This is a genomic window from Lelliottia sp. F153 (assembly GCF_002870005.1).
GTDB classification, from domain to species: domain Bacteria; phylum Pseudomonadota; class Gammaproteobacteria; order Enterobacterales; family Enterobacteriaceae; genus Enterobacter; species Enterobacter nimipressuralis.
Map to the genome: position 1 here is coordinate 125,552 of NZ_PKFT01000009.1, position 25,701 is coordinate 151,252.

The following is a 25,701-nucleotide window of genomic DNA, read 5'->3' on the forward strand; positions in this document are numbered from 1 at the left end:
CATTTTGACAATGCATACTGTCATATTGACCATAAAACAGATAGTCATTCTGACTACCCCTTGCGAGTAATATTTTTAAAAACCATTAAATATCAATAACTTTAAAAACTGGCACGCAACTTGATATATGCACATCAACTTATCTAAACATACTGTATTTATTGAGGTAGCTATGTCTATTCTGGTTAAAAATAATATTCATTGGGTTGGTCAACGTGACTGGGAAGTGCGCGATTTTCACGGCACCGAATACAAAACCCTGCGCGGCAGCAGCTACAACAGCTATCTCATTCGCGAAGGCAAAAACGTCCTGATCGATACTGTTGATCATAAATTCAGTCGCGAGTTCGTGCAGAACCTGCGTAGCGAAATCGATCTGGCTGACATCGATTACATTATTATTAACCATGCGGAAGAAGACCACGCGGGCGCCCTGACCGAGCTGATGTCTTATATTCCCAACACGCCAATCTACTGCACCACCAACGCCATCGACTCTATTAACGGCCACCATCACCACCCTGAATGGAATTTTCATACGGTGAAAACCGGTGACTCGCTGGATATCGGCAACGGCAAACAGCTGATTTTCGTCGAAACCCCGATGCTGCACTGGCCCGACAGCATGATGACGTACATGACCGGCGATGCGGTGCTGTTCAGTAATGACGCCTTTGGTCAGCACTACTGTGATGAACGTCTGTTTAACGACGAAGTGGATCAGACTGAACTGTTCGAACAGTGCCAGCGCTACTACGCCAACATCCTGACGCCGTTCAGCCGTCTGGTAACGCCAAAAATCACCGAAATCCTCGGTTTCAATCTGCCGGTCGAAATGATTGCCACCTCGCACGGCGTGGTCTGGCGCGAAAATCCAACCCAAATCGTGGAGCTGTATCTGAAATGGGCAGCGGATTATCAGGAAGATCGCATCACGCTGTTCTACGACACCATGTCCAACAACACCCGTATGATGGCGGACGCCATTGCCCAGGGCATTAACGAAGTCGACCCGAACGTGGCGGTGAAAATCTTCAACGTGGCGCGCAGCGATAAAAACGAAATCCTGACCAACGTCTTCCGCTCCAAAGGCGTGCTGGTCGGCACCTCCACCATGAATAACGTGATGATGCCGAAAATCGCCGGTCTGGTTGAAGAAATGACCGGTCTGCGTTTTCGTAACAAACGCGCCAGCGCGTTCGGCTCCCACGGCTGGAGCGGCGGTGCGGTAGATCGTCTCTCCACGCGTCTGCAGGATGCCGGCTTCGAAATGTCGATGAGCCTGAAAGCCAAATGGCGCCCGGATATCGACGCACTTGAAATCTGCCGCCAGCATGGCCGCGATATCGCACGTCAGTGGGCGCTCGCTCCACTGCCGGAAGCAACAACGAAAACCCCAGAGCAACAAGAAGCCTGCGCCTGTGCCGCCGCACAAGCCGCCGATCTTGGCCCGAGCATGCAGTGCAGCGTCTGCCAGTGGATTTACGATCCTGCCCTCGGCGAACCTTTGCAGGATGTCGCCCCAGGCACCCCGTGGCGCGACGTGCCGGATAATTTCCTGTGCCCGGAATGTTCCCTCGGGAAAGACGTATTCGACGAACTGGCGACGGAGGCAAAATGAATCACGGCATTGTCATCATTGGCTCGGGCTTTGCCGCCCGGCAGCTGGTGAAAAATATCCGCAAACAGGATACGAACGTGCCGCTGACGCTTATCGCCGCCGACAGCATGGACGAGTACAACAAACCCGATTTGAGCCATGTTATCAGCCAGCATCAGCATGCCGACGACCTCACCCGCCAGACGGCGGGGGAGTTCGCCGAACAGTTTAATTTGCGACTGTTTCCGCATACCTGGGTCACGGAGATCGACGCCAGCGCCCATGTGGTGAAGGGCAAAGATTATCAGTGGCACTACGACAAACTGGTTCTGGCGACGGGGGCATCCGCCTTTGTACCGCCCGTTGAGGGACGCGAGCTGATGCTGACCCTTAACAGTCAGCAGGAGTACCGCGCCTGTGAAACCCGGCTTCGTGACGCAAAGCGGGTGATGATTGTCGGTGGCGGTCTGATTGGCACCGAACTGGCGATGGATTTTTGCCGCGCCGGGAAAGCCGTCACTCTGGTCGATCACGCAGCCAGCATTCTGTCTGCGCTGATGCCAGCGGAAGTGAGCAGTCGCTTACAGCATCGTCTGACGAAGATGGGCGTCCATCTGCTGCTGAAATCTCAGCTCCAGAGCCTGACGACAACCGACAGCGGCATTCGCGCGACTCTCGATCGTAAGCGCAGCGTTGAGGTCGATGCCGTGATCGCCGCGACGGGCCTGCGTCCGGAAACGGCACTGGCCCAGCACGCCGGGGCAGAAACGGGGCGCGGAGTGAAGGTGGATAGCTATTTGCAAACCAGCCAGCCCGATATTTTCGCCGTGGGTGACTGTGCGGAAATCAACGGCCAGGTCCTGCCGTTCCTGCAGCCGATTCAGATCAGCGCAATGTATCTGGCAAAAAACCTGCTGGGGAATAACACGCCACTCAAACTGCCGGCGATGCTGGTGAAGGTCAAAACGCCTGAACTGCCGCTGCACCTCGCGGGCGAAACGCAGCGACAGGATTTACACTGGCACATGGCCATTGAGCCACAGGGAATGGTCGCAAAAGGCGTTGATGGCGACGGTGAGTTGCGCGCCTTTGTGGTCAGCGAAGATCGGATGAAGGAGGCTTTCTCCCTGCTGAAGTCGTTACCCGTTTAACCCGCAAACCTCTGCCACGCTGACTTAACCTTAGGATTTTATTATCCGCAGCCCCGATGTCCCGGGGCTTTTTTTTGCGCATTCTATTCACGAGGTAAATACATAATAGATAAATCATCGCCACCAATCCCTATTTCATTATTTATATGAATATATAAAACCGAGCGAATGAATATATCTATGATAGATATTCATTCGACTTGGAATATATAATTATTTTATAATTGATAAATAAATCATCAGGGATAATTTAATTTAAACAGCGATAAAAAAGCAATTTTTGCTTAGATTATTTTTTTAAATAATGCTCGGAGCCGTCAGAGACCCCCAGCGCGTCATAGCCGCGCCAGCGGTAGTTCAGCATTGACAGACACCAGCAGACAATAAACAAACCAATAACAATAAAACCGGCGTTACCGAGATTATTATTAACACTACCCACCAGGCTCCAGACGCCCCCACTTAATTCAAATTTATCCTTTATTAGCCCGAGGGCTTCCAGCCCGCCAATAAAGAGCGCGACGACAACCGACGTGCCGGTAATGGTCATATTGTAATAAAGTTTGCGCTGCGGTTTATTGAATGCCCAGCCGTACGCGCCGATCATCAATAAATTATCCAGCGTATCCACTAACGCCATACCGCTGGCAAACAGCGCCGGGAAAATCATGATCGACCACACCGACATTCCGTTCGAGGCGCTGGCGGCAGAAATGCCCAGCACGCCAATTTCAGTGGCGGTATCAAATCCCAGGCCAAACAGAAAACCGACCAGGTACATCTGCCAGCTTTTGCTCACCAGACGGAACGTGGCGCCAAACAGCCAGCTCATGATCCCGCCCGACAGCGGCGCGTCCCCCTCGCCGCCCGCCGTATGACCTTTCTTCAGCGCCTGAAAGCTGCGCCAGACGCCGAGCAAAATCACCGTGTTGATCAACGCCATCGCCAGTAAAAAGGTCGCGGAAACGGCGGTGCCAATGAGACTACCGGTATCATGAAACCACGCCATATTCTTTTGAAACGCTGTCGCCGTGGCGGCAATGGCGACGGAGGCCAGCACCACAATGGTTGAATGGCCCAGCGAAAACCACGCCCCCACGCCAGACGGGCGTTTGCCCTGCTGCATCAGCTTGCGGGTGACCGTATCGATCGCGGCGATATGATCCGCATCGACCGCATGCCGCAGACCGTAGCACCACGCCAGCAGGCTGGCCGCCATCAGCGTGGTACTGCCGCTAAACGTGTGCCAGGCCCAGCCCCAGGCCAGACCATTCGCGGCCAGCAGGATCATCAGAAGCGGTTCGTTGCGAATCCGTCGTTGCATGTCAGTTCCTGTGTGAAAGGGTGCGTGCGGCAGCGACGACCGCCTGTCCGAATGAAATCGCCCCGTCGCCTGCAGGCAATTTTTCAGGGAACAGAAGCGTAAATTCAGAAAGATAAAACTGCAGACGCGCCCGCAGCAGCCGATTGTGCAGCACGCCGCCGCTGAAGCAGAGCGTCGATATCGCCAGACGTCGGGCGTGATGAGCCATCAGTGCCGCCAGCCCTTTCGCCAGCGCATCATGGAATGCCCATGCCCGTTCGGCGGGCGTCGCCTGCCAGGCGAGCCACTGCTGCCAGAAGGTCGACAGATCTCCCACATCCAGCGTGACCGGATGCTGCACACCTGAACAGGTCGCGGCCAGTGCTTCAAGCTGACAGGCCGCTTCGCCTTCGTGATGCTGCCTGTCGGGCACGATATCGAGCGCACAGGCCACGGCGTCAAACAGCCGCCCACAGGATGAGGCCAGCGGCGCGTTGATTCCCCGCGCCACCGCCGTCGCCAGCAGTGTCCAGTTGTGCGCCAGAACGGCGCGCATTTCCGCCCGCTTTTGCCAGTCAGGAATAAACGCCAGCCCCTGTGCCAGCAAGTTCCGCCACGGTTCGACCGCGGCCAGATCGCCGCCGGGCAGCGCCACGGCGGGCAACCCACCGAGGTGCTCGCACGCCAGATAATTCACCCGCAGGCACTCGCCGCCCCACAGCGCGCCATTTTCGCCCATCCCGATGCCATCAAGCGTCAGCGCAATCACATCGCCTGCGTTCAGCGGCCAGCCATTTTCCGCCAGACACGCCGCCGCGTGGGCGTGGTGGTGGAGCACCGTCTGTTTCGGCAGCGCCAGCGCTTCGGCCCACCGGGCAGAGCGGTAGCCCGGATGGGCATCGTACACTACAAGTTCCGGACGGAAATCATACATTTGTTGAATAACCGCCAGCGCGCCACGCCACTGATGCTCCACGCCGTCGTCACTCAGATCGCCAAAATGCTGGCTGATAACCGCCTGCCCGCCACGCACCAGACAGAAGGTATTTTTCATCTCCGCGCCGAGGCACAGCATCGGCGGGATATCCTTAAATCCTTCAGGCAGCGGAATGGCGTCAGGCACGTAACCCCGCGCGCGGCGAAGCATTGCGCCCTGCTCGTCCAGAACAGAATCATCCATGCGTTGCAGAATATCGCGGTTATGCAGCAGAAAACCGTCGGCGATATCGCGCAGGTCATCCAGCGCCTGTTCATTGCTCAGCACGGGGGGTTTACCGCTGAGATTCCCGGAAGTCATCACCAGCGGGTGCGCGCAGTCGTCCATCAGCAGATGTTGCAGCGGGCTGGAGGCCAGCATCACGCCGATGCAATCCAGGCCCGGCGCAATGTTATGCGGCAGTTCCGGTAGCAGGCGCTTTGCGGTCAACACGATGGGGGCGGCGGGCGATTGCAGACGCTCCCGAAGGGGCGCAGGCAACTCGTCAATACAGGGCAGCATCACCGCTAATGGTTTGGTCGGACGACGTTTTCGCTCGCGCAGCCGCGCCACCGCCTGCGCGTTTTGCGCGTCGCAGGCCAGATGAAAACCGCCCAGCCCTTTGATTGCCACGATCCCACCGTTTTTCAGCATCTCAACGGCTGCGGATAACGCGGCATCTCGTGTCAGATGGACGCCCGCTGCACGCCATTCCAGCTGCGGCCCACAGTCCGGGCAGGCCACCGGCTGGGCGTGAAAACGCCGATCCGCCGGATTGCGGTATTCGCTCTCACACGGAGCGCAGAGCCGGAAAGCGGCCATCGCCGTATCTGGCCGGTCATAGGGCATGGCGCGAATAATGGTGAAACGCGGGCCGCAGTGGGTGCAGTTGATAAACGGATAGCGGTAGCGGCGATCGCGCGGATCGCGCATCTCGGCCAGACAGGCCGGACAGGTCGCCGCATCCGGCACGATTTGCGTCGCCATCGCCCCGCCCGCGCTGTGGCGGATGGTGAATTCTGTCGGCATTTCGGGCCAGGTCAACGGCCGAGTTTCAATGCTATCAATGCGCGCCAGCGGCGGGTACTGCGCTAACAAACGTGTCTGAAACGCCGTCGGATCACCAGCCAGACGCACCAACACGCCTTCGCCGTCATTACAAACGTCACCGCGAAGGCCAAGCTGAGTCGCCAGCTGCCAGACGAAGGGGCGGAAACCCACCCCCTGCACTTTTCCGCGCACCCGCAGCTGCGCGCCGTTACAGCTCATCGCGGCTTAAAACAGCATTGATGACGATGTATCAAACGCCGCGCGACGGCGCTTCTCGGCGCTCATCTGTTCAAGCTTGTTACGATCGACGCAGACCAGAGCGTGGGTCGGACAGGCTTCAATGCACGCCGGGCCGCTTTCGCGATGGTTGCACAGGTCGCATTTGTTCGCTTCGGCTTTGTCGGCACGCACACTCAGGCCCGCACCGCTGTTGCGTACCACCGGGCGCACAACCACTTCCATCGCACCATACGGACAGGCCACCACGCAGGTTTTACAGCCGATGCAACGCTGCTGCATCACCTGCACAAAGCCGTTTTCGCGATTGATGGCACCGTTAGGGCAGACATTGGCGCAAGGCGCGTCTTCACACTGGCGGCAGATGGCCGCCGTTGAGATATTCACGCCCTTAATGACATGAATACGTGGCAGGAAAGATTCTGGGGTCAGGGAGGCGCAATCCTGCTCCGCCTGATGGGACACAACACACGCCACCTCACAGGTGCGACAGCCAATACATTTACTGGCATCGGCCATAATAAAACGGTTCATCTGCTTCTCCAGCATTAAGTTATGCGGCGAAACATACATAAAACGTGCCACATTTTAATTAACTGATTTCACTGAATTTAATCAGTGCCCCTCGGTGTCATCGACACGAATGACGATGACACCTGTCGACGTCAGACGCGAACGTTGGCGATGACGGAGTCGCGCAGGATCAGCTCACCGGGGAAGGCTTGCTGATAGCTGAACTCGCCGCCATCGAGCATAAATATCAGGCGGCTGATGGTCTCTTTGATCATCTCCGTCACCGGAATGCGCACGCTGGAGAGCGACGGCACGATGTAGGGCGCGATCGCGACATCATCAAATCCCACCACCGACACTTCGCCCGGCGTGGCGATCCCGCTGTCGTGAAGCTGCTTCAGCGCACCAATGGCCATATCGTCATTGCTGGCGACCAGCGCGGTGAATTGCGCTTTGCGCGCCAGCAGCGTGGTGACTCCCGCCGCCCCGCTTTCCGGAGTCCATTTCCCCTCCACCAGCAATTCGTCGCGCAGCGGGATCTGATGCTGCGCCAGCGCCGCTCTGTACCCAGAAAGACGTTCGATACCGGTGGGAGAGTCGAGCGAACCGGTGATAAACGCGATATCACGATGGCCCATTTCAATCAGCTGTGAGACCGCATCCTGGCAGGAGGCTTTATGATCCGACCAGACGCACTGGCTGCTGTTTTTACGCAGACGACGGTTAAGCACCATGATCGGCTGCTCCTGTTTTTCGATGATCTCATCCATCTCATCGACGCTTAAAAAGCGCGGATAGATGATGATCGCATCGCAGCGCATATCGAGCAGATACTGGATCGCCTCGCGCTCTTCATCGGCGCTGTGCTTGCCGTCTGCGAGGATCAGCTGACGGCCTTTTTCTTCCGTCATGCGTGCCGCGTGGAACAGCAGCTCGCTGAAATACACGCCGTGGTAAAGGGTGTTCGTCACTACCAGCCCCAGGGTTTGGGTGCGTTTGGTCGCCAGGTTTCGCGCCAGCAGATTGGGGCGGTAACCGCTCTCTTCAATCGCCTGAAAAACCCGGTCTTTTGTCTCCTGGCTCACGTAGCCATTGCCCGAAAGCACCCGAGAAACCGTTGCCTTCGACACCCCTGCCCGCTTCGCCACTTCAAGCATCGTGGTCATCTGATTATTCCCTTTAAACCTGATGCGCCGAAGTGTACTGCACTGCACGAAAATTGTCGCAGCGCGAATCTCACGCTTTTAAACACTCAAAGTGATCGCTATCACGAATGTAAAAAATGCATAGATCACCATCTTGTTTCATGCGAAGAAACTCATCATGATTTTGTGGAACCGGTTTCCTACATGTTCTCACAACTACAACAGGATCACTTCCGATGGCCAAAAATTATGCCGCGCTGGCGAAAGACATTGTCAGCGCGCTCGGCGGGAAAGATAACATCGTCGCCGTCACCCACTGTATGACGCGCCTGCGCTTTGTGTTGCAGGACGAAAGCGCCATCGACAGCGCCACGCTCAAAAGCCTCTCCGGCGTGCTCGGCGTGGTGCGTAACGATAACCAGTGTCAGGTGATCATCGGCAACACCGTTTCTCAGGCCTATCGCGAGGTGGTGAACCTGCTGCCTGCCGGGATGCGCCCTGCCGAGCCGCAAGGCCCGCAAAAACTGACGCTTCGCCGCATCGGCGCTGGCGTGCTCGACGCGCTGATCGGCACCATGTCCCCGCTGATCCCGGCGATCATCGGCGGCTCGATGGTGAAACTGCTGGCAATGATCCTGGAGATGACCGGCGCGCTGCCGAAAGGTGCCCCGACGCTCACGATTCTGACGGTGATCGGTGACGGAGCCTTCTTCTTCCTGCCGCTGATGGTGGCCGCGTCTGCCGCCGTGAAATTCAAAACCAACATGTCGCTGGCGATTGCCATCGCTGGCGTGCTGGTGCATCCGAGCTTTATTGAGCTGATGGCGAAAGCCGCCCAGGGCGAGCACGTCGAGTTTGCGTTTATCCCGGTGACGGCGGTGAAATACACCTACACGGTAATCCCGGCGCTGGTAATGACCTGGTGCCTGTCGTACATCGAACGCTGGGTGGACAAGATCACGCCAGCGGTCACTAAAAACTTCCTGAAACCGATGCTGATCGTGCTGATTGCCGCCCCGCTGGCGATTGTGCTGATTGGGCCGCTGGGTATCTGGATTGGTAGCGCGATTTCGTCGCTGGTCTACACCATTCACGGCTATCTGGGCTGGCTGTCCGTGGCCATTATGGGCGCACTCTGGCCGCTGCTGGTAATGACCGGTATGCACCGCGTCTTTACGCCAACGATTATTCAGACCATCGCCGAAACCGGCAAAGAAGGGATGGTGATGCCGTCGGAAATCGGCGCGAACCTCTCTCTTGGTGGTTCTTCCCTGGCGGTAGCCTGGAAAACCAAAAACCCGGAACTGCGCCAGACGGCGCTCGCCGCCGCAGCGTCCGCCATCATGGCGGGGATTTCTGAACCGGCGCTCTACGGCGTGGCGATTCGCCTGAAACGCCCGTTAATTGCAAGCCTGATCAGCGGCTTTATCTGCGGCGCGATCGCCGGTATGGCGGGGCTTGCCAGCCACTCAATGGCGGCACCGGGCCTGTTCACCAGCGTACAGTTCTTCGATCCGGCCAATCCAATGACCATCGTCTGGGTGTTTGGCGTGATGGCCCTGGCCGTGGTGCTTTCGTTTGTTCTGACGCTGATCCTCGGCTTTGAGGATATCCCGGTGGAAGACGAGGCCGAGAAAGCACGCGCCCTGCAAACCGCACCGGTTCCGGCACAAGAAGCACGAGCATAAATGAATAACGAGGTAAAAATGTCTGTTTTTCCAGAAGGATTTTTATGGGGCGGCGCACTGGCCGCCAACCAGAGTGAAGGCGCTTACCGTGAAGGCGGTAAAGGGCTGACCACCGTCGATATGATCCCCCACGGCGCAAACCGCATGGCGGTAAAAGTCGGTAAGGAAAAACGTTTCTCGCTGCGCGACGACGAGTTTTACCCGAGCCACGAGGCGATAGATTTTTACCATCGCTACAAAGAAGACATCGCACTGATGGCGGAGATGGGCTTTACGGTGTTCCGCACCTCGATTGCCTGGAGCCGCCTCTACCCGAACGGTGACGAACCGCTGCCGAATCAGGCCGGTATCGCCTTTTACCGCGCGGTGTTTGAAGAGTGCAAAAAGTACAATATCGAGCCGCTGGTGACCCTGTGCCACTTCGATGTGCCGATGCATCTGGTCACCGAATACGGCTCCTGGCGCAACCGCAAAATGGTCGATTTCTTCGCCCGCTACGCGCGCACCTGCTTTGAAGAGTTCAATGGTCTGGTGAAATACTGGCTGACCTTCAACGAGATCAACATCATGCTGCACAGCCCGTTCTCAGGCGCGGGGCTGGTCTTTGAAGAGGGTGAAAACGAAGATCAGGTGAAATACCAGGCCGCACACCACGAGCTGGTGGCAAGCGCACTGGCGACCAAAATCGCCCATGAGGTGAACCCGGAAAACCAGGTCGGCTGTATGCTGGCAGGCGGCAGTTTCTACCCGTATTCCTGCAAGCCAGAAGACGTGTGGACGGCGCTGGAAAAGGATCGCGAAAACCTGTTCTTTATTGACGTTCAGGCACGCGGCACCTATCCGGCTTACTCGGCGCGCGTGTTCCGCGATAAAGGGGTGACGATTGTTAAAGACCCGGCCGACGACCAGATCCTGAAACATACCGTCGATTTTGTGTCGTTCAGTTATTACGCGTCACGCTGCGCCTCTGCGGAGATGAACGCCAATAACACCAGCGCGGCAAACATCGTCAAATCCCTGCGCAACCCGCACATTGAAGTGAGCGAATGGGGCTGGGGCATTGACCCGCTGGGCCTGCGCATCACCATGAACATGATGTATGACCGCTACCAGAAACCTCTTTTCCTGGTGGAAAACGGCCTCGGGGCGAAAGACGAGATCGACGCCAGCGGCGAGATCAACGACGACTACCGCATCAGCTATCTGCGTGAGCATATCCGCGCAATGGGCGATGCGATTGAAGACGGCGTGCCGCTAATGGGCTACACCACCTGGGGCTGTATCGATCTGGTGGCAGCCTCCACGGGCGAGATGAGCAAGCGCTACGGGTTTGTGTATGTCGATCGTGACGACGCAGGCAACGGCACGCTGGATCGTAAACGCAAGAAATCGTTCTGGTGGTATAAGAAAGTGATTGCGAGCAACGGGGCGGATTTAGCGTAACGGGGTTCTGCCCGGTGGCACGTCGCGCACCGGGCATTCACTTCTCAGAGCTGTGCAAAACCCCCGTCCCCTGCCCATCCTGCAAGCCGGGAATAGACCGTTTCTACCGCCGCTTTTATCGCGGAAGTCATCGGATAATAAAAGCCGACAATATCCGGCTGAATGCCCAAAAACAGCACCTCGCCCACGTCGTCTTTAATCTGATCGACCAGATAGTTGAGCGGCATATTGTGAGTGGTCATCATGAACATCTCAGCAATATCGTCCGGGTCGATGAGACGGATTTCGCCGGGGTTTAGCCCCATGTCGGTTGCATCGACAATCAGCAGCCGGTCCGGGTGCAGCTCGCGAAGGGCAACCACGTCATTTTCCGGCGCGCTGCCGCCGTCGATCACCTGCCAGTTACCCTGCGGATTTGCAAAGCACATTTCCGCCAGCAAAGGGCCTGCGCCGTCGTCGCCCATCATGCTGTTACCCACACACAGTAAAACGTCAGTCACGTAATCTCCTCACCATCAGGTAGATGGCACTCTCCTGATGAATATCGTGCAGCATACTGAGCACCGTTTTGCTCCACGCCTGCTGCTCAGGGGTTTGCACTGCGAGCGCCGCATCGAAGGCGTTCGCCAGCATGGCGATGTGATTGCTATCGATGACTATCTCGCCATACTTCGGCACACCTTCCATTTTGCGTCGCGCCGTGCTACCCGCCTCCAGCGTGCCGATCCACGCCAGATAGTCCTGCCACGGACAGCTCAGCGCCGCCTCTAAACAGTCGATCACCCCGAGATGGTGGCCAATCGCCAGGCTGTAATAGACCACCTGCTGGGCCGCATCCGGCGTCGCGTCGTTCTCATCGATAAATTTACGGCTCAGCTGACTGAACACCACCTTTTCACTCATCGGATACGCGCCTCGTCCACCACCTGATCCAGGTTTGCCACGATCTCGTTCAGACGCGGATCTTTCTCCGCCTCCAGCCAGCGTGCCACCTGATGCTCGCCCTGGCTCAACAGACGCAGATAGTCATCGGCAATCTGGCGGCCATAGCGATACCCGGCGAGGCGTCGCGCCGTGCGATCGACCTTCACGCGCAGAGGCTGCACCATATCCGGATGCAAAATCTGCGCGGGCTGATTGTCCAGCTCACCCGGGGCGCGAGCGTGAATTTTCTGCTCCAGCAGACCCAGCGCCATAGCAAAACCGTACAGCGTCGCCGCGGGCGTCGGTGGGCAGCCAGGGATATACACATCCACCGGCACGATTTTGTCGGTGCCGCCCCACACGCAGTAGAGATCGTGGAAGATCCCGCCGCTGTTGCCGCAGGCGCCGTAGGAGATACAAATTTTTGGATCCGGCGCCGATTGCCAGGCGCGCAGCGCCGGAGATCGCATCGCGCGCGTCACCGCGCCGGTAAACAGCAGAATGTCCGCGTGGCGCGGGGATGGCACCACTTTGATACCAAAACGTTCGGCATCAAACAGCGGCGACAGGGTGGCGAAGATTTCGATTTCGCAGCCGTTGCAGCCGCCGCAGTCCACGCGGTAGACGTAGGCGGAACGTTTGATGTTTTTCAGCAGGGAGGCTTTCATGCTCGCGATGGATTCGTCCACCGTCATCGGCACCGGAATGCCGTTATCGTCGCGCGGGCCGAGTAAATTATTCATCAGCTGGCTTCTCTCATATGGCGGGTGATATCAATGCGGTCGGACGGCAGCAGGCATTTCTGACGCTTGCATTCCGGGCAGGTTTCAAACCCTTCCCGGTGCATTTCGGCGCGCGCATCACCGTTGTGTTTCAGCAACGCAATGGCGTAGTCGATCTCTTTTTGCACGGCGAACGGATGGTGGCAAACGCGGCAGTGGCACAGGTCAAAACGCGACTGCTGGAGGAAATCCTCTTTTTTCCACACCGCCAGCTCGTACTCCTGCGACAGCTTAATCGCCGCCGTCGGGCAGACCTCTTCACAGCGGCCACAAAAAATGCAGCGTCCGAGGTTGAACTGCCAGGCCAGCTGATTCGTCGCCAGATCCGTCTCCACCGTCAGGGCATTCGACGGGCAGGCGTTAACGCACGCCGCGCAGCCGATGCACTGCTGCGGGTTCTGCTCTGGTTTGCCGCGAAAGTTTTTATCGACCGGCATCGGCTCAAGCGGATAACGGCTGGTGACCGTACCGGTTTTGATCACTTTTTTGATAAAGGTAAACATGACGGTTCCTTATTTCAGCGGCGAGTTCTTGCGCTCGATGCTGTAGCGTTCAAGCTCTTTGTACGGCACCACCTGGCTTTTCTTCTTGCGCACATCCACCACCGTCATGCGGTCGGTACAGGAGTAGCAAGGATCGAGGCTGCCGATGATCAGCGGCGCATCAGAGACCGTATTGCCGCGCAGCATGTAGCGCAGGGTCGGCCAGTTGGCGTAGGTCGCCGCACGGCAGCGCCAGCGGTAGAGCTTCTGGTTGTCGCCGGTCATGCTCCAGTGGATATCATCTCCGCGTGGCGCCTCGGCGAACCCGAGCGCAAAACGGTTCGGGATATAGGTAAAGCCTTCCACCGCCAGCGGACCGCCGGGCAGATTATCCAGACCAAAGTCGATCATATTCAGGGCAGTAAAGACTTCGTTGATACGCACTTTCAGACGCGAGATAACGTCGCAGCCCTGCTCGCTGTGTACGGTCATCGGCAACAGACCGTAACCGACAAACGGGTGATCGGCGCGGGTATCACGCGCGTGACCGCTGGCGCGCACCATTGGGCCAACGTTGCTGAAATCGCGGGCGATCTGCGGATCGAGACGGCCCACACCGACGGTACGCTGCTCGATATTTGGCGTGCTCAGAAGCATATCCACCAGATCCTGCACATCGCGGCGCATCTGCTGTGCCAGCAGGCGGGTCTGGATCATGTCGTCTTTCAGCAGATCGCGGCGAATCCCGCCGATCAGGTTCAGGCCGTAGGTTTTACGCGCCCCGGTGAGGATTTCCGCCATCTTCATCGACGCTTCACGCACGCGGAAGAACTGCATAAACCCGGAATCAAAACCGACGAAGTGACAGGCGAGGCCGAGGTTCAGCAGGTGCGAGTGCAAGCGCTCGACCTCCAGCAGAATGGCGCGGATCATCTGCGCCCGCTCAGGCACCACAATGCCCATGCCGTTTTCCACCGAGGTGGTGTAGGCGGTGCTGTGGGCAAAGCCGCAGATCCCGCAAACACGATCCGACAGGAAGGTGACTTCGTTGTAACCCATACGGGTTTCCGCCAGTTTTTCCATGCCACGATGGACGTAGAACAGGCGGTAATCGGCGTCGATAATATTTTCGCCATCGACAAACAGGCGAAAGTGGCCCGGTTCATCGGAGGTGACGTGCAGCGGGCCAATCGGCACCACGTTGTTCTTTTTGCTGCCGAGTTCGTTGATGAACTCGTAAGTTTCGCTGTCGGTCGTCGGCGCCGGACGCTGGCGATAATCCATACTGTCTTTGCGCAGCGGATAGAGTTCATCCGGCCAGTCGTCGGGCAGCACCAGACGGCGCTCATCCGGCAGGCCAACCGCCACCAGGCCGTACATGTCGCGCACTTCGCGCTCGCCCCAGACGGCGGCAGGCACGCGCGGCGTGACGGACGGGTATTCCGGTTTATTCGGATCGACTTCGACGCGCACCGTGAGCCAGCACTTCACGCCCTGCTCCATCGACAGCACGTAGTAAACCGCGTAGTTGCCGCACAGCTGGCGCTCATCGTTGCCGAACAGTACCGACAGCCAGCCGCCCTGCTGGTAATAGAGAAACTCCACCACTTCCGGCAGGTAGTTCACCTTGATGGTGACGGTGATCTGGTCTTTGGTCTGCCAGCTCTCCTCCAGCACCACGCCGGGAAACGCCTGATGCAGTGCGGCAAGATACTGTTGACCTACTTTTTCTTCAGACATGCTAAGACTCTCTGTAATCACGCCACCAGCAAGGAGACGAAGGCTAAAAATGCGAACCCAAAACCGGCCCAGGTGACGCGCGACGTGGCGTTGAAACGCAGTCGCGCCATGCTGTTTTCAAACAGCGCGATAATCAGCACCCCCGCCACCAGCTTGAGCACGGCGATAACCACTGCCAGCAGCAAACCCGCCGCCGAGAAGTGTGTCATCTGCCCCCACGGGAAGAAGACGCCGACAAACATTTGCAGGACCACCAGCTGTTTGAGGCTGATGCCCCACTTCAGCACCGCAAAGCCGTAGCCGCTGTACTCCGTGAGCGGCCCTTCCTGCAGCTCCTGCTCCGCTTCCGCGAGGTCAAAGGGCAGTTTTCCCATCTCAATAAAGGTGGCGAAAGCACAGGCGCAGAGCGCCAACAGCAGCGGAACGGTGCGCGTAACCGGCCAGTGATAAACCGTGTCAGTGATAAAGCTGATATGGGTGGAACCCGCGACCTGCGCGGCCACCCACAGGCCCAGCAGCAGGATCGGTTCCACCAGCACGCCGAGCATCGCTTCGCGGCTGGCGCCGATACCGGTAAACGGACTGCCCGTATCCAGCCCTGCAATCGCAAAGAAAAAGCGCGCGATAGCGAAGAGGTAGATCAGGGTGATCAGATCGCCGAGCACAGGCAGCGGCGACGCGACGGTCACCACCGGCAGCGCGGTGGCGATGGTCAGCATCACGCCGACCATCACGAACGGCGTCAGGCGGAACACCCAGCCGGACGCATCCGGGGCAATGCTCTGACGACCCATCAGTTTGATGAGGTCACGGTACTCCTGAAGCACGCCTGGACCGCGACGATTGTGCATCCGGGCGCGGGCCACGCGGGTAATGCCTGAAAGCAGTGGCGCAACGGCGAATAACACCAGCGCCTGAAGTAATGCCAGTAACAGACTCATGTCAGGCTCCTCGTGAAATCACAATCACCACCAGCACCGCCAGCTCGATCACGGCGAGACGACGGAACAGCGTCGGTGCAGCCGCGCTTTGCCAGCCGGGAATCACCTTCACCGGGTTCAACGCGTGGCGCAGTTTCAGGACAAAGGCGAAGTTCTCTTTCACAGGCATCGCAAAACCGTGGGCGGTGATGACCATCGATTGTTCATGCTCGTACCCGCACGCCCATGCCGTTCCGCGTGAGCGCGCAGGCAGACGGTCGCGTTTGAAGAACATCATCAGCACCAGCGGCAACAGCGGCGCGGCGATCAGCAGCAGGGCAATCATCGGCTGGGAAACGGCGGTGTGCGCGGTCGTGAGCGGTAGCGGAACTGCACTCCCCAGCAGCGGCAGCAGCCACGGCGCGGCAATCCCACCCGCGATGCAGCACAGGGCCAGCAGAACCACGCTTGCGGTCATCAGCGCCGGTGCACTGTGAGCATTTTCTGCCTCCGGAGTACGCGGTGCGCCTAGGAAGGTGACGCCGTAAACTTTCGCCATACACATCACCGCCAGCGCGCCGGTGATCGCGAGGCCGACCGCCAGCATTGGCCCGAGCAGACGGGCAATAAAGAGGTCGCTCTGACCCAGCGCAAAGAAGGACTGATAGATCACCCACTCACCGGCAAAACCGTTGAGCGGCGGAAGTGCGGCCATCGCCATCAACCCCACCAGCATCGCGAGCGAAATCAGCGGCATTTTTTTGCCGATACCGCCCAGCTTTTCGATATCGCGATGCCCGGTGCGGAACCAGACGCTGCCCGCCCCCAGGAACAGGGTGCTTTTAAACAGGCTATGGTTAACCAGATGGTACAGCCCGCCGATAAACCCAGCGGCGACCAGCGCCGGATGGTTCAGTGCCAGCCCTGTAATACCCGCGCCTAAGCCAAGCAGGATGATGCCGATGTTTTCCAGGGTGTGATACGCCAGCAGGCGCTGGATGTTGTGCTCCATCAGGGCGTACAGCCCGCCGACAAAGGCGGTGATCATCCCGGCAATCAACAGCACCACGCCCCACCACAGCGGCGGTTGGCCACCGATAAGCGAAAGCGTGAGGATGCCAAACAGACCGACTTTCATCACCACCGTCGAGAACAGCGTCGCGGCAGGCGCTGAAGCAGTGGCATGCGCCTGCGGCACCCAGCCGTGCAGCGGAATAATTCCTGCCAGCAGACCAAAGCCGACCACGCCAGAAAGCCAGATATCGGCCCCAAACGGCAGCAACTGCGCGCGGGCGCTCAGCAGGTCCAGGTCAAGCGTGCCGTAGCGCTGCCACACCAGCCAGCAGGTGAGCGCCAGCAAAAGGGTGCCGAGACGCCCCAGGAAAAACCACAGTTTCCCGGACGGGCTGCATCCCGTGAGGAACACCCCGCACAGCGCCATGATCTCCGCCATTACAACCAGCGCGGCCAGGTTGCTGGCCACCACGGTACAGACGGCGGCGGCGAGCAGCAGATTGACCAGCAGACCGTTCGGTTTGGTCTGCGGGTGACGGTGCCAGTCAATATTAAACAGACTGACAAACAGCCCGCATAGGCCAAAGGTCACCAGCCAGATCGCATTCAGCGGCGTGAGCTGAAGAGTGTGGCGAATCAGCGGCATGACGCCTTCTGCATGGACACCCTGCGTCAACACCATGAATCCGGCTATCGCCGTGATGACACTCCCCGCCGCGCCGCCGATTCCGGCAATCCATCCGCTGAGGGGTTTGTGAAAAGAGAAGACCAGCGCCAGCACCGCCGTCGCAGCAAAGCAGGCTACGGCGCTGTTAATCAGATAGACAGCGTTCATTTCGCCCCCTCGTTTTGCGCCTGAAACAGCGACAGATCGCCAAAGTCGGTATTAATGGTCAGTTCGCGTTTGCGCTTACTGGTGCGAGCGATATCGTGGATATTGACCAGAATCAGCGCTTTAGTTGGGCAGGTGCGTACGCAGGCGGGGCCTTGTTCGTCAAAGCTGCACAGATCGCACTTCACCGCCACGGCGCGCACGCCCGGCACCCAGTCCAGCAGGGTACTGACGCGAGCCGGTGCGGGAGGCGCAGGTGGCGCTTTTGGCGAATTGGCATTGGCCGGAATATGCAGCGGGCGGCTGCCAGAAAATTCAATCGCGCCAAACGGACAGGCGATGCCGCACAGTTTGCAGCTTACGCACAGGCTTTCGTTCAGCTGAACAGCACCATCGATACGGTTGATGGCATTCACAGGACAGACGCCCGCACAGGGGGCATCCTCACATTGATGGCAGAGCTGCGGGGCAGACTCTTTTTCATTACGCATAACGCGCAGGCGCGGCATGGACTGCAGCCCGTGCAGGCGGTGTGTTTCGGAACACGCCGCTTCACAGGTGTGGCAGCCAATACAGACCGTCGAGTCAGCAATTACAAAACGGTTCACCGGGTAGTCCTCAGGACAGTGTCATTTTTGACGACGGACGTGCCATATCGACACATCTCGACACGCAAGCATCAGGCCGTGTGCGGTTCGCTGGTAAGCGACTGCAGATTCACCGGCAAATTGTGCTCGACCGCGGAATAGAGGCCGTTGTAAACCGGCGCGATTTTTTCCAGATAGTGTTCAAGCACCTGGTGGCGATCGCGGGTGCTGACGTGGCCGTCAACCATGCCGTCGATCATCAGCTGCGCCTGTGCAATCCGCTGCCTGTCGCCGTCTTTGGTCTCGACGTGATACTCAATGATGTGGCTGTTAAAGGCATCGGCCAGGGTGACGTAAATCGTAAAGTGGCCAAACAGGATGAAGCACAAATCCTCTTGCGCCGCACAGCTCATCGCGTGGTGCAGATGGGCTTTTGACAGGGTGATGCCCTGAACCAGTGAGTTGCAGTAGAGGTGCCACTGCTCCTGTAATTGTTGATGGCGTTGCGCGATGTAATCCGCTTTTTCACTAAGTTCCCAAATAGTCATCTCAGGTATCCGGTTATTGGAGATAGCGGCTGTTAAGCAGATTTTGTGCCAGTTTTTATCCAATTGATAATTAACGATTTAAAAATAAAACAGACTGTCATAACGCGTGTGTCGACGTGTCATTTCGTCAGCGCCGTCATCGACACTCCCTTTCCTAAATCAGGCTGGCATCGTTATTGCATCACCGCCCCAAATCACCGAGGAGGCGTCATGCACGAAATCACCCTCTGCCAGCGAGCGCTGGAACTTATCGAACAGCAGGCAAAGCAGCACCACGCAAAACGCGTCACCGGCGTATGGCTCAAAGTCGGGGCGTTTTCCTGCGTCGAGCCAGGTGCCCTCACCTTTTGCTTTGAGCTGGTATGTCGCGACACGCTGGCAGAAGGCTGCAAGCTGCATCTCGAAGAGCAGCAGGCCGAATGCTGGTGCGAGACCTGCCAGCAGTACGTCACGTTGCTGTCATCGAAAGTGCGAAGCTGCCCGCAGTGTCAGAACACCGGGCTTCGCATCGTCGCGGACGACGGTTTGCAGATCCAGCGCCTCGAAATAGACCAGGAGTAAATCATGTGTAGTACCTGCGGTTGCGCCGAAGGCAACCTGTATATCGAAGGGGACGAGCATCGCCCCCACTCCGCGTTTCGCTCCGCACCCTTCTCTCCCGCCCCGCGCAAAGTGGCGGCACTGACCGGCATCACTTTTGCCCCGAAGCAGTCTGACGCGGGCGATCTGCACTACGGCCACGGCGAAGCGGGCACGCATGCGCCGGGCATGAGCCAGCGCAAAATGCTGGAGGTCGAAATCAACGTGCTGGATAAGAACAACCAGCTCGCCGCCCGCAACCGTGCGCGTTTCGCCGCTCGCCAGCAATTAGTGCTGAACCTGGTGTCCAGCCCCGGTTCCGGTAAAACCACGCTGCTGACGGAAACCCTTAAACGTCTGAATCACCGCGTCTCCTGCGCGGTAATCGAAGGCGATCAACAGACCGTTAATGACGCGGCGCGCATTCGTGAAACCGGCACCCCGGCCATTCAAGTGAATACCGGCAAAGGCTGTCACCTGGATGCGCAGATGATTGCCGACGCCGCGCCGCGTCTGCCTCTTGCCGATAACGGCATTCTGTTTATCGAAAACGTCGGCAACCTCGTCTGCCCGGCCAGTTTTGATCTCGGCGAACGGCATAAAGTGGCGGTGCTGTCGGTGACGGAGGGCGAGGACAAGCCGCTGAAATATCCGCATATGTTTGCCGCCGCCTCGCTGATGTTGCTTAACAAAGTCGACCTGCTGCCGTATCTCAATTTTGACGTTGAGAAGTGCCTGGCCTTTGCCCGGGAAGTGAACCCGGAGATTGAAATTTTGCTGGTTTCCGCCACCAAGGGCGACGGCATGGAGAGCTGGCTGGCCTGGCTGGAGAACGAACGATGTGCATAGGCGTTCCGGGACACATCCGCGATATCGACGGTAATCAGGCCAAAGTGGACGTCTGCGGCATACTGCGCGATGTCGATTTAACGCTGGTGGGCACTGTAGACGAAAACGGTGCCTCGCGCCTCGGCCAGTGGGTTCTGGTGCACGTCGGTTTTGCCATGAGCGTGATTAACGAAGCCGAGGCCCGTGACACCCTGGCGGCGCTGCAAAATATGTTTGAAGTGGAGCCAGACGTCAGCGCCCTGCTGTTTGGCGAGGAGCGATAAATCATGCGCTACGTTGATGAATATCGCGCGCCGGAACAGGTGATGCAGCTTATCGCGCACCTTAAAACGCGCGCTGCCCGGCTGGATTACACCGCAGAGCGACCGCTGCGCATCATGGAAGTGTGCGGCGGCCACACCCATGCGATCTTTAAATTCGGTCTCGATCAGCTCCTGCCCGATAACATTGAATTTATCCACGGCCCTGGCTGTCCGGTGTGCGTGCTGCCGATGGGCCGCATCGACAGCTGCATTGAGATTGCCCGCCAGCCGGACGTCATTTTTTGCACCTTTGGCGACGCGATGCGCGTGCCGGGGAAAAACGGTTCGCTGATGCAGGCCCGCGCACACGGCGCGGATGTGCGTATCGTCTACTCGCCGATGGATGCCCTGAAGCTGGCGGCAGAGAATCCGGCACGCAAAGTGGTCTTTTTCGGCCTGGGGTTTGAAACCACCATGCCCGCCACGGCCATCACCCTACAGCAGGCAAAAAAGCAGAATCTGACCAATTTTTTCTTTTTCTGTCAGCACATTACGCTTATCCCGACCCTGCGCAGCCTGCTGGACGAACCTGACAACGGGATCGATGCGTTTCTGGCACCGGGCCACGTCAGCATGGTGATAGGCACCGAGGCCTATGGGTTTATCGCCGCAGAGTATCATCGCCCATTAGTGGTGGCTGGATTCGAACCACTTGATCTACTACAAGGCGTGAACATGCTGGTTGAGCAGAAAATAGCAGCCCTGAGTTCGGTAGAAAATCAGTACCGCCGCGTGGTCCCCGATGCGGGCAACCGGCTGGCGCAGCAGGCCATCGCCGAAGTGTTTAGCGTCGAAGGCGACAGCGAATGGCGCGGACTGGGTTTAATCGCGCAGTCCGGCGTGCATCTGACCGCCGCGTATCAGGCATTCGACGCCGAAGCGCATTTCCGCCCGCAGCCGCAGCAGGTGTGCGACGATCCCCGTGCCCGCTGTGGGGCGGTGTTAACCGGCAAATGCAAACCGCATCAATGCCCGTTATTTGGCAACACCTGTAATCCGCAAACGGCATTTGGCGCGCTTATGGTCTCGTCCGAAGGGGCCTGCGCCGCGTGGTATCAGTACCGCAATCAGGAGTGTGAAGCATGAAGACGGTGGAAATGGCCCACGGCAGCGGCGGCCAGGCGATGCAGCAGCTGATTGGGCGGCTGTTTATGGCGGCCTTCGATAACCCCTGGCTGGCTGAGCAGGAAGATCAGGCGCGTATTGCGCTCTCCTCCCTCACCGCGCAGGGCGATCGGCTGGCGTTTTCCACCGACAGCTACGTCATCGACCCGCTGTTTTTCCCCGGCGGTGATATCGGCAAGCTGGCGGTGTGCGGCACGGCGAATGATGTGGCGGTAAGCGGGGCGATCCCACGCTATCTCTCCTGCGGCTTTATCCTCGAAGAGGGTCTGCCGATGGAAACGTTAACCACCGTCGTCAACAGCATGGCGCAGACCGCGCGCGACGCAGGCATCGCCATTGTCACTGGCGATACCAAAGTGGTGCAGCGCGGTGCGGCAGACAAACTGTTTATCAATACCGCAGGCATGGGCGCGATCCCGGCGGAGATCCACTGGGGGGCGCAGCAGCTTACCGTCGGTGATGTGCTGCTGGTGAGCGGAACGCTGGGCTGTCACGGCGCGACGATCCTGAATCTGCGCGAAGGGCTGGGGCTGGACGGCGAACTGCGCAGCGACTGCGCGGTGCTGACACCGCTTATCCAGACCTTGCGCAACTGCGCAGGCGTAAAAGCCCTGCGCGATGCCACGCGCGGCGGCGTAAATGCGGTAGCCCACGAGTTCGCCGCCGCCAGCGGCTGCGGCATTGAGCTGGTAGAAAGCCAACTGCCCGTCAAACCGGCGGTGCGCGGGCTGTGCGAACTGCTTGGCCTGGATCCGCTAAACTTTGCCAACGAAGGCAAACTGCTGATTGGCGTTGAACGCAGCGCAGCCGAAAACATACTGGCACAGCTGCGCAGCCATCCGCTGGGGCAGAACGCCGCGATCATTGGGGAGGTGGTGGAGCGCAAAGGGGTGCGACTGACCGGCCTGTATGGCATCAAGCGCACACTGGATTTACCACACTCAGAACCGTTACCCCGAATTTGCTAGAACCGCGCGAACAGCGGTCAGCACTGTTTCTTTTTTTTTGCCAGTTTCTTTGGAAGCGATATGTCGTATACACCGATGAGCGATCTTGGACAGCAAGGGCTGTTTGATATTACGCGTACACTTTTACAGCAGCCCGACCTGGGTTCACTGAGCGATGCCCTCACACGGCTGGTCAGGCAGTCTGCCCTCGCAGACAGCGCCGCGATTGTGCTCTGGAACAGCACCAGTCATCGCGCAAGCTACTATGCTACGCGCGATAACGGCAAGCCTGTCGAATATGAAGATGAAACGGTGCTGGCGCACGGCCCTGTGCGTCGTATTCTGTCGCGCCCGGACGCCCTGCACTGCAATTTCGACGAGTTTCGCCAAGCCTGGCCACGGCTTGCCGAAAGCCCGCTGTATGCGCCCTTCGGTCATTACTGTCTGCTGCCACTGGCGGTGGATGGGCGTATCTTTGGCGGCTGTGAGTTTATCCGTAACGCCGATCAGCCCTGGAGCGAGGCGGAGTACGAGCGCCTGCATACCTTTACGCAAATTGTCAGCGTGGTGGCGGAGCAGATCCACAGCCGGGTCACGGATAATGTCGACTACGATCTGCTGAGCCGCGAGCGTGATAATTTCCGCATTCTGGTCGCCATTACCAACGCGGTGCTCTCCCGGCTGGACATGGACGAGCTGGTGAGCGAAGTCGCTAAAGAGATCCATCACTACTTCAAAATAGACGCCATCAGCATCGTGCTGCGGGGTCATCGCAAGGGCAAACTGACGATTCATTCCACCCACTATCTGGATGAAACTAATCCGGCCCATGAGCAGAGCGAAGTTGACGAAGCCGGAACCTTGTCGGAACAGGTGTTTAAAAACAAAGAGATGCTGCTGCTCAATCTGAGCGAGCGCGACGAACTGGCCCCCTACGAGCGAATGCTGTTTAACTCCTGGGGCAACCAGATCCAGACCCTGTGCCTGCTGCCGCTGATGTCCGGCAACACCATGCTCGGCGTACTGAAACTGGCCCAGTGTGAAGAGCACATCTTTACCACCACCAACTTAAAGCTGCTGCGCCAGATTGCCGAGCGCATCGCCATCGCCCTCGATAATGCGCTGGCGTATCAGGAGATTCACCGCCTGAAAGAGCGGCTGGTGGATGAGAACCTGGCCCTGACGGAACAGCTGAACAATGTCGACAGCGAATTCGGCGAGATCATTGGCCGCAGCGACGCGATGTTCAGCGTGCTCAAGCAGGTGGAGATGGTGGCCCAGAGCGACAGCACGGTGCTGATCCTCGGCGAAACCGGCACCGGTAAAGAGCTGATCGCCCGCGCGATCCACAATCTGAGCAACCGCAACAGCCGCCGAATGGTGAAAATGAACTGCGCGGCGATGCCGGCAGGACTGCTCGAGAGCGATCTGTTTGGTCACGAACGCGGGGCGTTTACGGGCGCAAGTACCCAGCGCATCGGTCGTTTTGAACTGGCCGATAAAAGCTCGCTGTTCCTCGATGAAGTGGGCGATATGCCGCTGGAGTTGCAGCCAAAACTGCTGCGCGTGCTGCAGGAACAGGAGTTCGAACGCCTCGGCAGTAACAAACTGATCCAGACCGACGTGCGCCTGATCGCCGCCACTAACCGCGATCTGAAAAAGATGGTTGCCGATCGCGAGTTCCGTAACGATCTCTACTATCGTCTGAACGTGTTCCCGATTTGCCTGCCTCCCCTGCGCGAACGCCCGGACGACATTCCGCTGCTGGTCAAAGCCTTTACCGCCAAAATCGCCCGCCGGATGGGGCGCAATATCGACAGTATTCCGGCGGAAACCCTGCGCACGCTCTCCGCGATGGAGTGGCCGGGCAACGTCCGTGAGCTGGAAAACGTTATTGAGCGTGCGGTGCTGTTAACGCGCGGTAACGTGTTACAGCTCTCTCTGCCGGAGCTGATGGTTGCAGAAAATCCGCTGCCTGCGGCAGAACTTCCGCAGGAGGGTGAGGACGAATACCAGCTGATAGTCCGCATTCTTAAAGAGACCAACGGCGTGGTCGCCGGGCCGAAAGGTGCCGCGCAGCGCCTGGGGCTGAAGCGCACCACGCTGCTTTCACGCATGAAACGGCTGGGTATTGAAAAGGATATGCTGGTCTAGACGCAATATGCCGTGCCCGGCACGGCATCACTTCTTCGGACGATATTTTTCCGGCAGCTCTGGCACCGGGCGGCGATCGTCAATCAGATGACGAATCGTCAAAATCGGGTGACGCCACAGCATTCGCGGCCCTGCCCAGCGCATAATCTGCTTCATCTCTTCGCGTTTTGCGGGCTGGTAACAGTGCACCGGACACTGCTTGCAGGCGGGCTTCTCTTCACCAAACACGCATTTATCCAGACGTTTTTCCGCATAGGCTTTCAGCGCCTGATAATGCCCTGCCTCATGTGTGGCCGCCGGGCATTGCTGTTCATACAGCGCAATCATTTTCCCGATAGTCTCTTTTTCGCGGAAGAGGCGTTTTCCTGACATATCACGTTACCGGTTAATAAAGTGCATTTATAATACATTTTTATATCCCCTGTTTCAGCCCGATTTCATCATTTGCATTTCATTTTCTGAAGGCCGCTTCCAGTTTTAAACCGACTCCCGGCGCATTTTACTGGTATTTTATACAGGTAAATCTAAAGCCATCCTGGCCGCTGTTAAGGGAGTTTTTATGTCTGACATGATCATTGCTCAACCCCATCGCCATCTTAAAGTGGGCTACTTCAGAAAGCGTCACGAAGATCGGAAGACCAAAATTCCGAAGCGCTACAGCGTACACCCCGCCCTCAGTCTGAAAGGCGACTGGCTGGAACAGGCAGGATTTAAAACAAATTCGCAGGTGCGGGTGAGGGTCGAACACGGGAAATTGCTCATTGAGCTGATGGATGAAGCGGCGGCGTAAACTCGCGACTTTTTACTGCG

Annotated in this window: 25 protein-coding genes; 11 read left to right on the forward strand and 14 right to left on the reverse strand. The window is 58.0% G+C overall.

Going from position 1 to position 25,701, the window contains the following annotated elements:
* Positions 1-172 precede the first annotated feature (172 nt).
* Together norV and norW are read left to right on the forward strand one after the other, a co-directional pair.
* Positions 173-1,621, forward strand: coding sequence for an anaerobic nitric oxide reductase flavorubredoxin (gene norV, locus F153LOC_RS18095; RefSeq protein WP_102105423.1), 1,449 nt, complete (start codon positions 173-175; stop codon positions 1,619-1,621).
* Entirely contained in the window at positions 1,618-2,751 is a 1,134-nt protein-coding gene (norW, locus tag F153LOC_RS18100) for an NADH:flavorubredoxin reductase NorW (RefSeq protein ID WP_102105424.1), read from the forward strand. Before norV ends, norW begins: the two co-directional genes overlap by 4 nt.
* Before the next feature lie 289 nt (positions 2,752-3,040).
* Here norW and F153LOC_RS18105 read toward each other — a convergent pair whose 3' ends face one another.
* The 4 genes from F153LOC_RS18105 to F153LOC_RS18120 all read right to left on the reverse strand — a co-directional run bounded on the left by F153LOC_RS18105 (position 3,041) and on the right by F153LOC_RS18120 (position 7,996).
* Positions 3,041-4,075, reverse strand: a complete 1,035-nt coding sequence (locus tag F153LOC_RS18105; protein WP_102105425.1) for a HoxN/HupN/NixA family nickel/cobalt transporter — start codon at positions 4,073-4,075, stop codon at positions 3,041-3,043.
* A 1-nt stretch (position 4,076) separates the two neighbouring features.
* The gene (hypF, locus tag F153LOC_RS18110) at positions 4,077-6,299 is read right to left on the reverse strand and encodes a carbamoyltransferase HypF (protein WP_102105426.1); all 2,223 of its coding nucleotides are present in this window, start codon (positions 6,297-6,299) and stop codon (positions 4,077-4,079) included.
* Between the two features lie 6 nt (positions 6,300-6,305).
* Positions 6,306-6,851, reverse strand: coding sequence for an electron transport protein HydN (hydN, locus tag F153LOC_RS18115; protein ID WP_100780828.1), 546 nt, complete (start codon positions 6,849-6,851; stop codon positions 6,306-6,308).
* 131 nt (positions 6,852-6,982) lie between these two features.
* A complete protein-coding gene (locus F153LOC_RS18120) occupies positions 6,983-7,996 on the reverse strand; it encodes a LacI family DNA-binding transcriptional regulator (RefSeq protein WP_102105427.1) in 1,014 nt (337 codons plus the stop codon).
* A gap of 215 nt (positions 7,997-8,211) precedes the next feature.
* Between F153LOC_RS18120 and ascF the strand changes: the two genes are divergently transcribed.
* Positions 8,212-9,663, forward strand: a complete 1,452-nt coding sequence (ascF, locus tag F153LOC_RS18125) for a PTS cellobiose/arbutin/salicin transporter subunit IIBC (protein WP_102105428.1) — start codon at positions 8,212-8,214, stop codon at positions 9,661-9,663.
* 18 nt (positions 9,664-9,681) lie between these two features.
* Complete coding sequence (locus F153LOC_RS18130) at positions 9,682-11,106, forward strand: 6-phospho-beta-glucosidase (RefSeq protein ID WP_102105458.1); 1,425 nt, start codon at positions 9,682-9,684, stop codon at positions 11,104-11,106.
* Between the two features lie 44 nt (positions 11,107-11,150).
* Here the strand turns inward: F153LOC_RS18130 and hycI are convergent, their stop codons facing one another.
* The 9 genes from hycI to hycA form a co-directional block, all read right to left on the reverse strand.
* Positions 11,151-11,606: a hydrogenase maturation peptidase HycI gene (gene hycI / locus F153LOC_RS18135; RefSeq protein ID WP_102105429.1), complete on the reverse strand. Its 456-nt coding sequence runs from the start codon at positions 11,604-11,606 to the stop codon at positions 11,151-11,153.
* Positions 11,599-12,009, reverse strand: a complete 411-nt coding sequence (locus tag F153LOC_RS18140; protein ID WP_100779160.1) for a formate hydrogenlyase maturation HycH family protein — start codon at positions 12,007-12,009, stop codon at positions 11,599-11,601. Before F153LOC_RS18140 ends, hycI begins: the two co-directional genes overlap by 8 nt.
* The gene (locus F153LOC_RS18145) at positions 12,006-12,773 is read right to left on the reverse strand and encodes an NADH-quinone oxidoreductase subunit B family protein (protein WP_100779159.1); all 768 of its coding nucleotides are present in this window, start codon (positions 12,771-12,773) and stop codon (positions 12,006-12,008) included. Before F153LOC_RS18145 ends, F153LOC_RS18140 begins: the two co-directional genes overlap by 4 nt.
* The gene (locus tag F153LOC_RS18150) at positions 12,773-13,315 is read right to left on the reverse strand and encodes a formate hydrogenlyase complex iron-sulfur subunit (protein WP_102105430.1); all 543 of its coding nucleotides are present in this window, start codon (positions 13,313-13,315) and stop codon (positions 12,773-12,775) included. The genes F153LOC_RS18145 and F153LOC_RS18150 overlap by 1 nt, the downstream gene beginning before the upstream one ends.
* 9 nt (positions 13,316-13,324) lie before the next feature.
* The gene (locus F153LOC_RS18155; protein ID WP_102105431.1) at positions 13,325-15,034 is read right to left on the reverse strand and encodes an NADH-quinone oxidoreductase subunit C; all 1,710 of its coding nucleotides are present in this window, start codon (positions 15,032-15,034) and stop codon (positions 13,325-13,327) included.
* Positions 15,035-15,051: 17 nt separating this feature from the next.
* Positions 15,052-15,975, reverse strand: coding sequence for a respiratory chain complex I subunit 1 family protein (locus tag F153LOC_RS18160; protein ID WP_100779156.1), 924 nt, complete (start codon positions 15,973-15,975; stop codon positions 15,052-15,054).
* A 1-nt stretch (position 15,976) separates the two neighbouring features.
* Positions 15,977-17,803 carry a formate hydrogenlyase subunit 3 gene (gene hycC, locus F153LOC_RS18165; RefSeq protein ID WP_102105432.1) on the reverse strand — a complete coding sequence of 609 codons (1,827 nt, stop codon included), beginning with the start codon at positions 17,801-17,803 and terminating at the stop codon, positions 15,977-15,979.
* Complete coding sequence (locus tag F153LOC_RS18170; RefSeq protein WP_100779154.1) at positions 17,800-18,408, reverse strand: 4Fe-4S dicluster domain-containing protein; 609 nt, start codon at positions 18,406-18,408, stop codon at positions 17,800-17,802. The genes hycC and F153LOC_RS18170 overlap by 4 nt, the downstream gene beginning before the upstream one ends.
* A 71-nt stretch (positions 18,409-18,479) precedes the next feature.
* Positions 18,480-18,935 carry a formate hydrogenlyase regulator HycA gene (gene hycA / locus F153LOC_RS18175; RefSeq protein ID WP_102105433.1) on the reverse strand — a complete coding sequence of 152 codons (456 nt, stop codon included), beginning with the start codon at positions 18,933-18,935 and terminating at the stop codon, positions 18,480-18,482.
* 210 nt (positions 18,936-19,145) lie between these two features.
* Between hycA and hypA the strand changes: the two genes are divergently transcribed.
* From hypA to flhA, 6 genes are read left to right on the forward strand one after another with little or no spacing between them, the layout of a single operon-like run.
* On the forward strand, positions 19,146-19,496 hold the full coding sequence (gene hypA / locus F153LOC_RS18180) for a hydrogenase maturation nickel metallochaperone HypA (protein ID WP_102105434.1): 351 nt from the start codon (positions 19,146-19,148) through the stop codon (positions 19,494-19,496).
* Positions 19,497-19,499: 3 nt separating this feature from the next.
* On the forward strand, positions 19,500-20,363 hold the full coding sequence (gene hypB / locus F153LOC_RS18185) for a hydrogenase nickel incorporation protein HypB (protein ID WP_100779151.1): 864 nt from the start codon (positions 19,500-19,502) through the stop codon (positions 20,361-20,363).
* Positions 20,354-20,626, forward strand: coding sequence for a HypC/HybG/HupF family hydrogenase formation chaperone (locus F153LOC_RS18190; protein ID WP_102105435.1), 273 nt, complete (start codon positions 20,354-20,356; stop codon positions 20,624-20,626). Before hypB ends, F153LOC_RS18190 begins: the two co-directional genes overlap by 10 nt.
* 3 nt (positions 20,627-20,629) lie before the next feature.
* A complete protein-coding gene (gene hypD, locus F153LOC_RS18195) occupies positions 20,630-21,751 on the forward strand; it encodes a hydrogenase formation protein HypD (RefSeq protein ID WP_102105436.1) in 1,122 nt (373 codons plus the stop codon).
* Entirely contained in the window at positions 21,748-22,758 is a 1,011-nt protein-coding gene (gene hypE, locus F153LOC_RS18200; protein ID WP_102105437.1) for a hydrogenase expression/formation protein HypE, read from the forward strand. Before hypD ends, hypE begins: the two co-directional genes overlap by 4 nt.
* Before the next feature lie 60 nt (positions 22,759-22,818).
* The gene (gene flhA, locus F153LOC_RS18205; protein WP_102105438.1) at positions 22,819-24,891 is read left to right on the forward strand and encodes a formate hydrogenlyase transcriptional activator FlhA; all 2,073 of its coding nucleotides are present in this window, start codon (positions 22,819-22,821) and stop codon (positions 24,889-24,891) included.
* A 27-nt stretch (positions 24,892-24,918) separates the two neighbouring features.
* Here flhA and F153LOC_RS18210 read toward each other — a convergent pair whose 3' ends face one another.
* The gene (locus F153LOC_RS18210) at positions 24,919-25,263 is read right to left on the reverse strand and encodes a nitrous oxide-stimulated promoter family protein (RefSeq protein WP_102105439.1); all 345 of its coding nucleotides are present in this window, start codon (positions 25,261-25,263) and stop codon (positions 24,919-24,921) included.
* A 187-nt stretch (positions 25,264-25,450) separates the two neighbouring features.
* On the opposite strand from F153LOC_RS18210, the gene F153LOC_RS18215 reads away from it, so the two are divergent.
* Complete coding sequence (locus F153LOC_RS18215; RefSeq protein WP_102105440.1) at positions 25,451-25,681, forward strand: SymE family type I addiction module toxin; 231 nt, start codon at positions 25,451-25,453, stop codon at positions 25,679-25,681.
* The last annotated feature ends 20 nt before the right edge of the window (positions 25,682-25,701 follow it).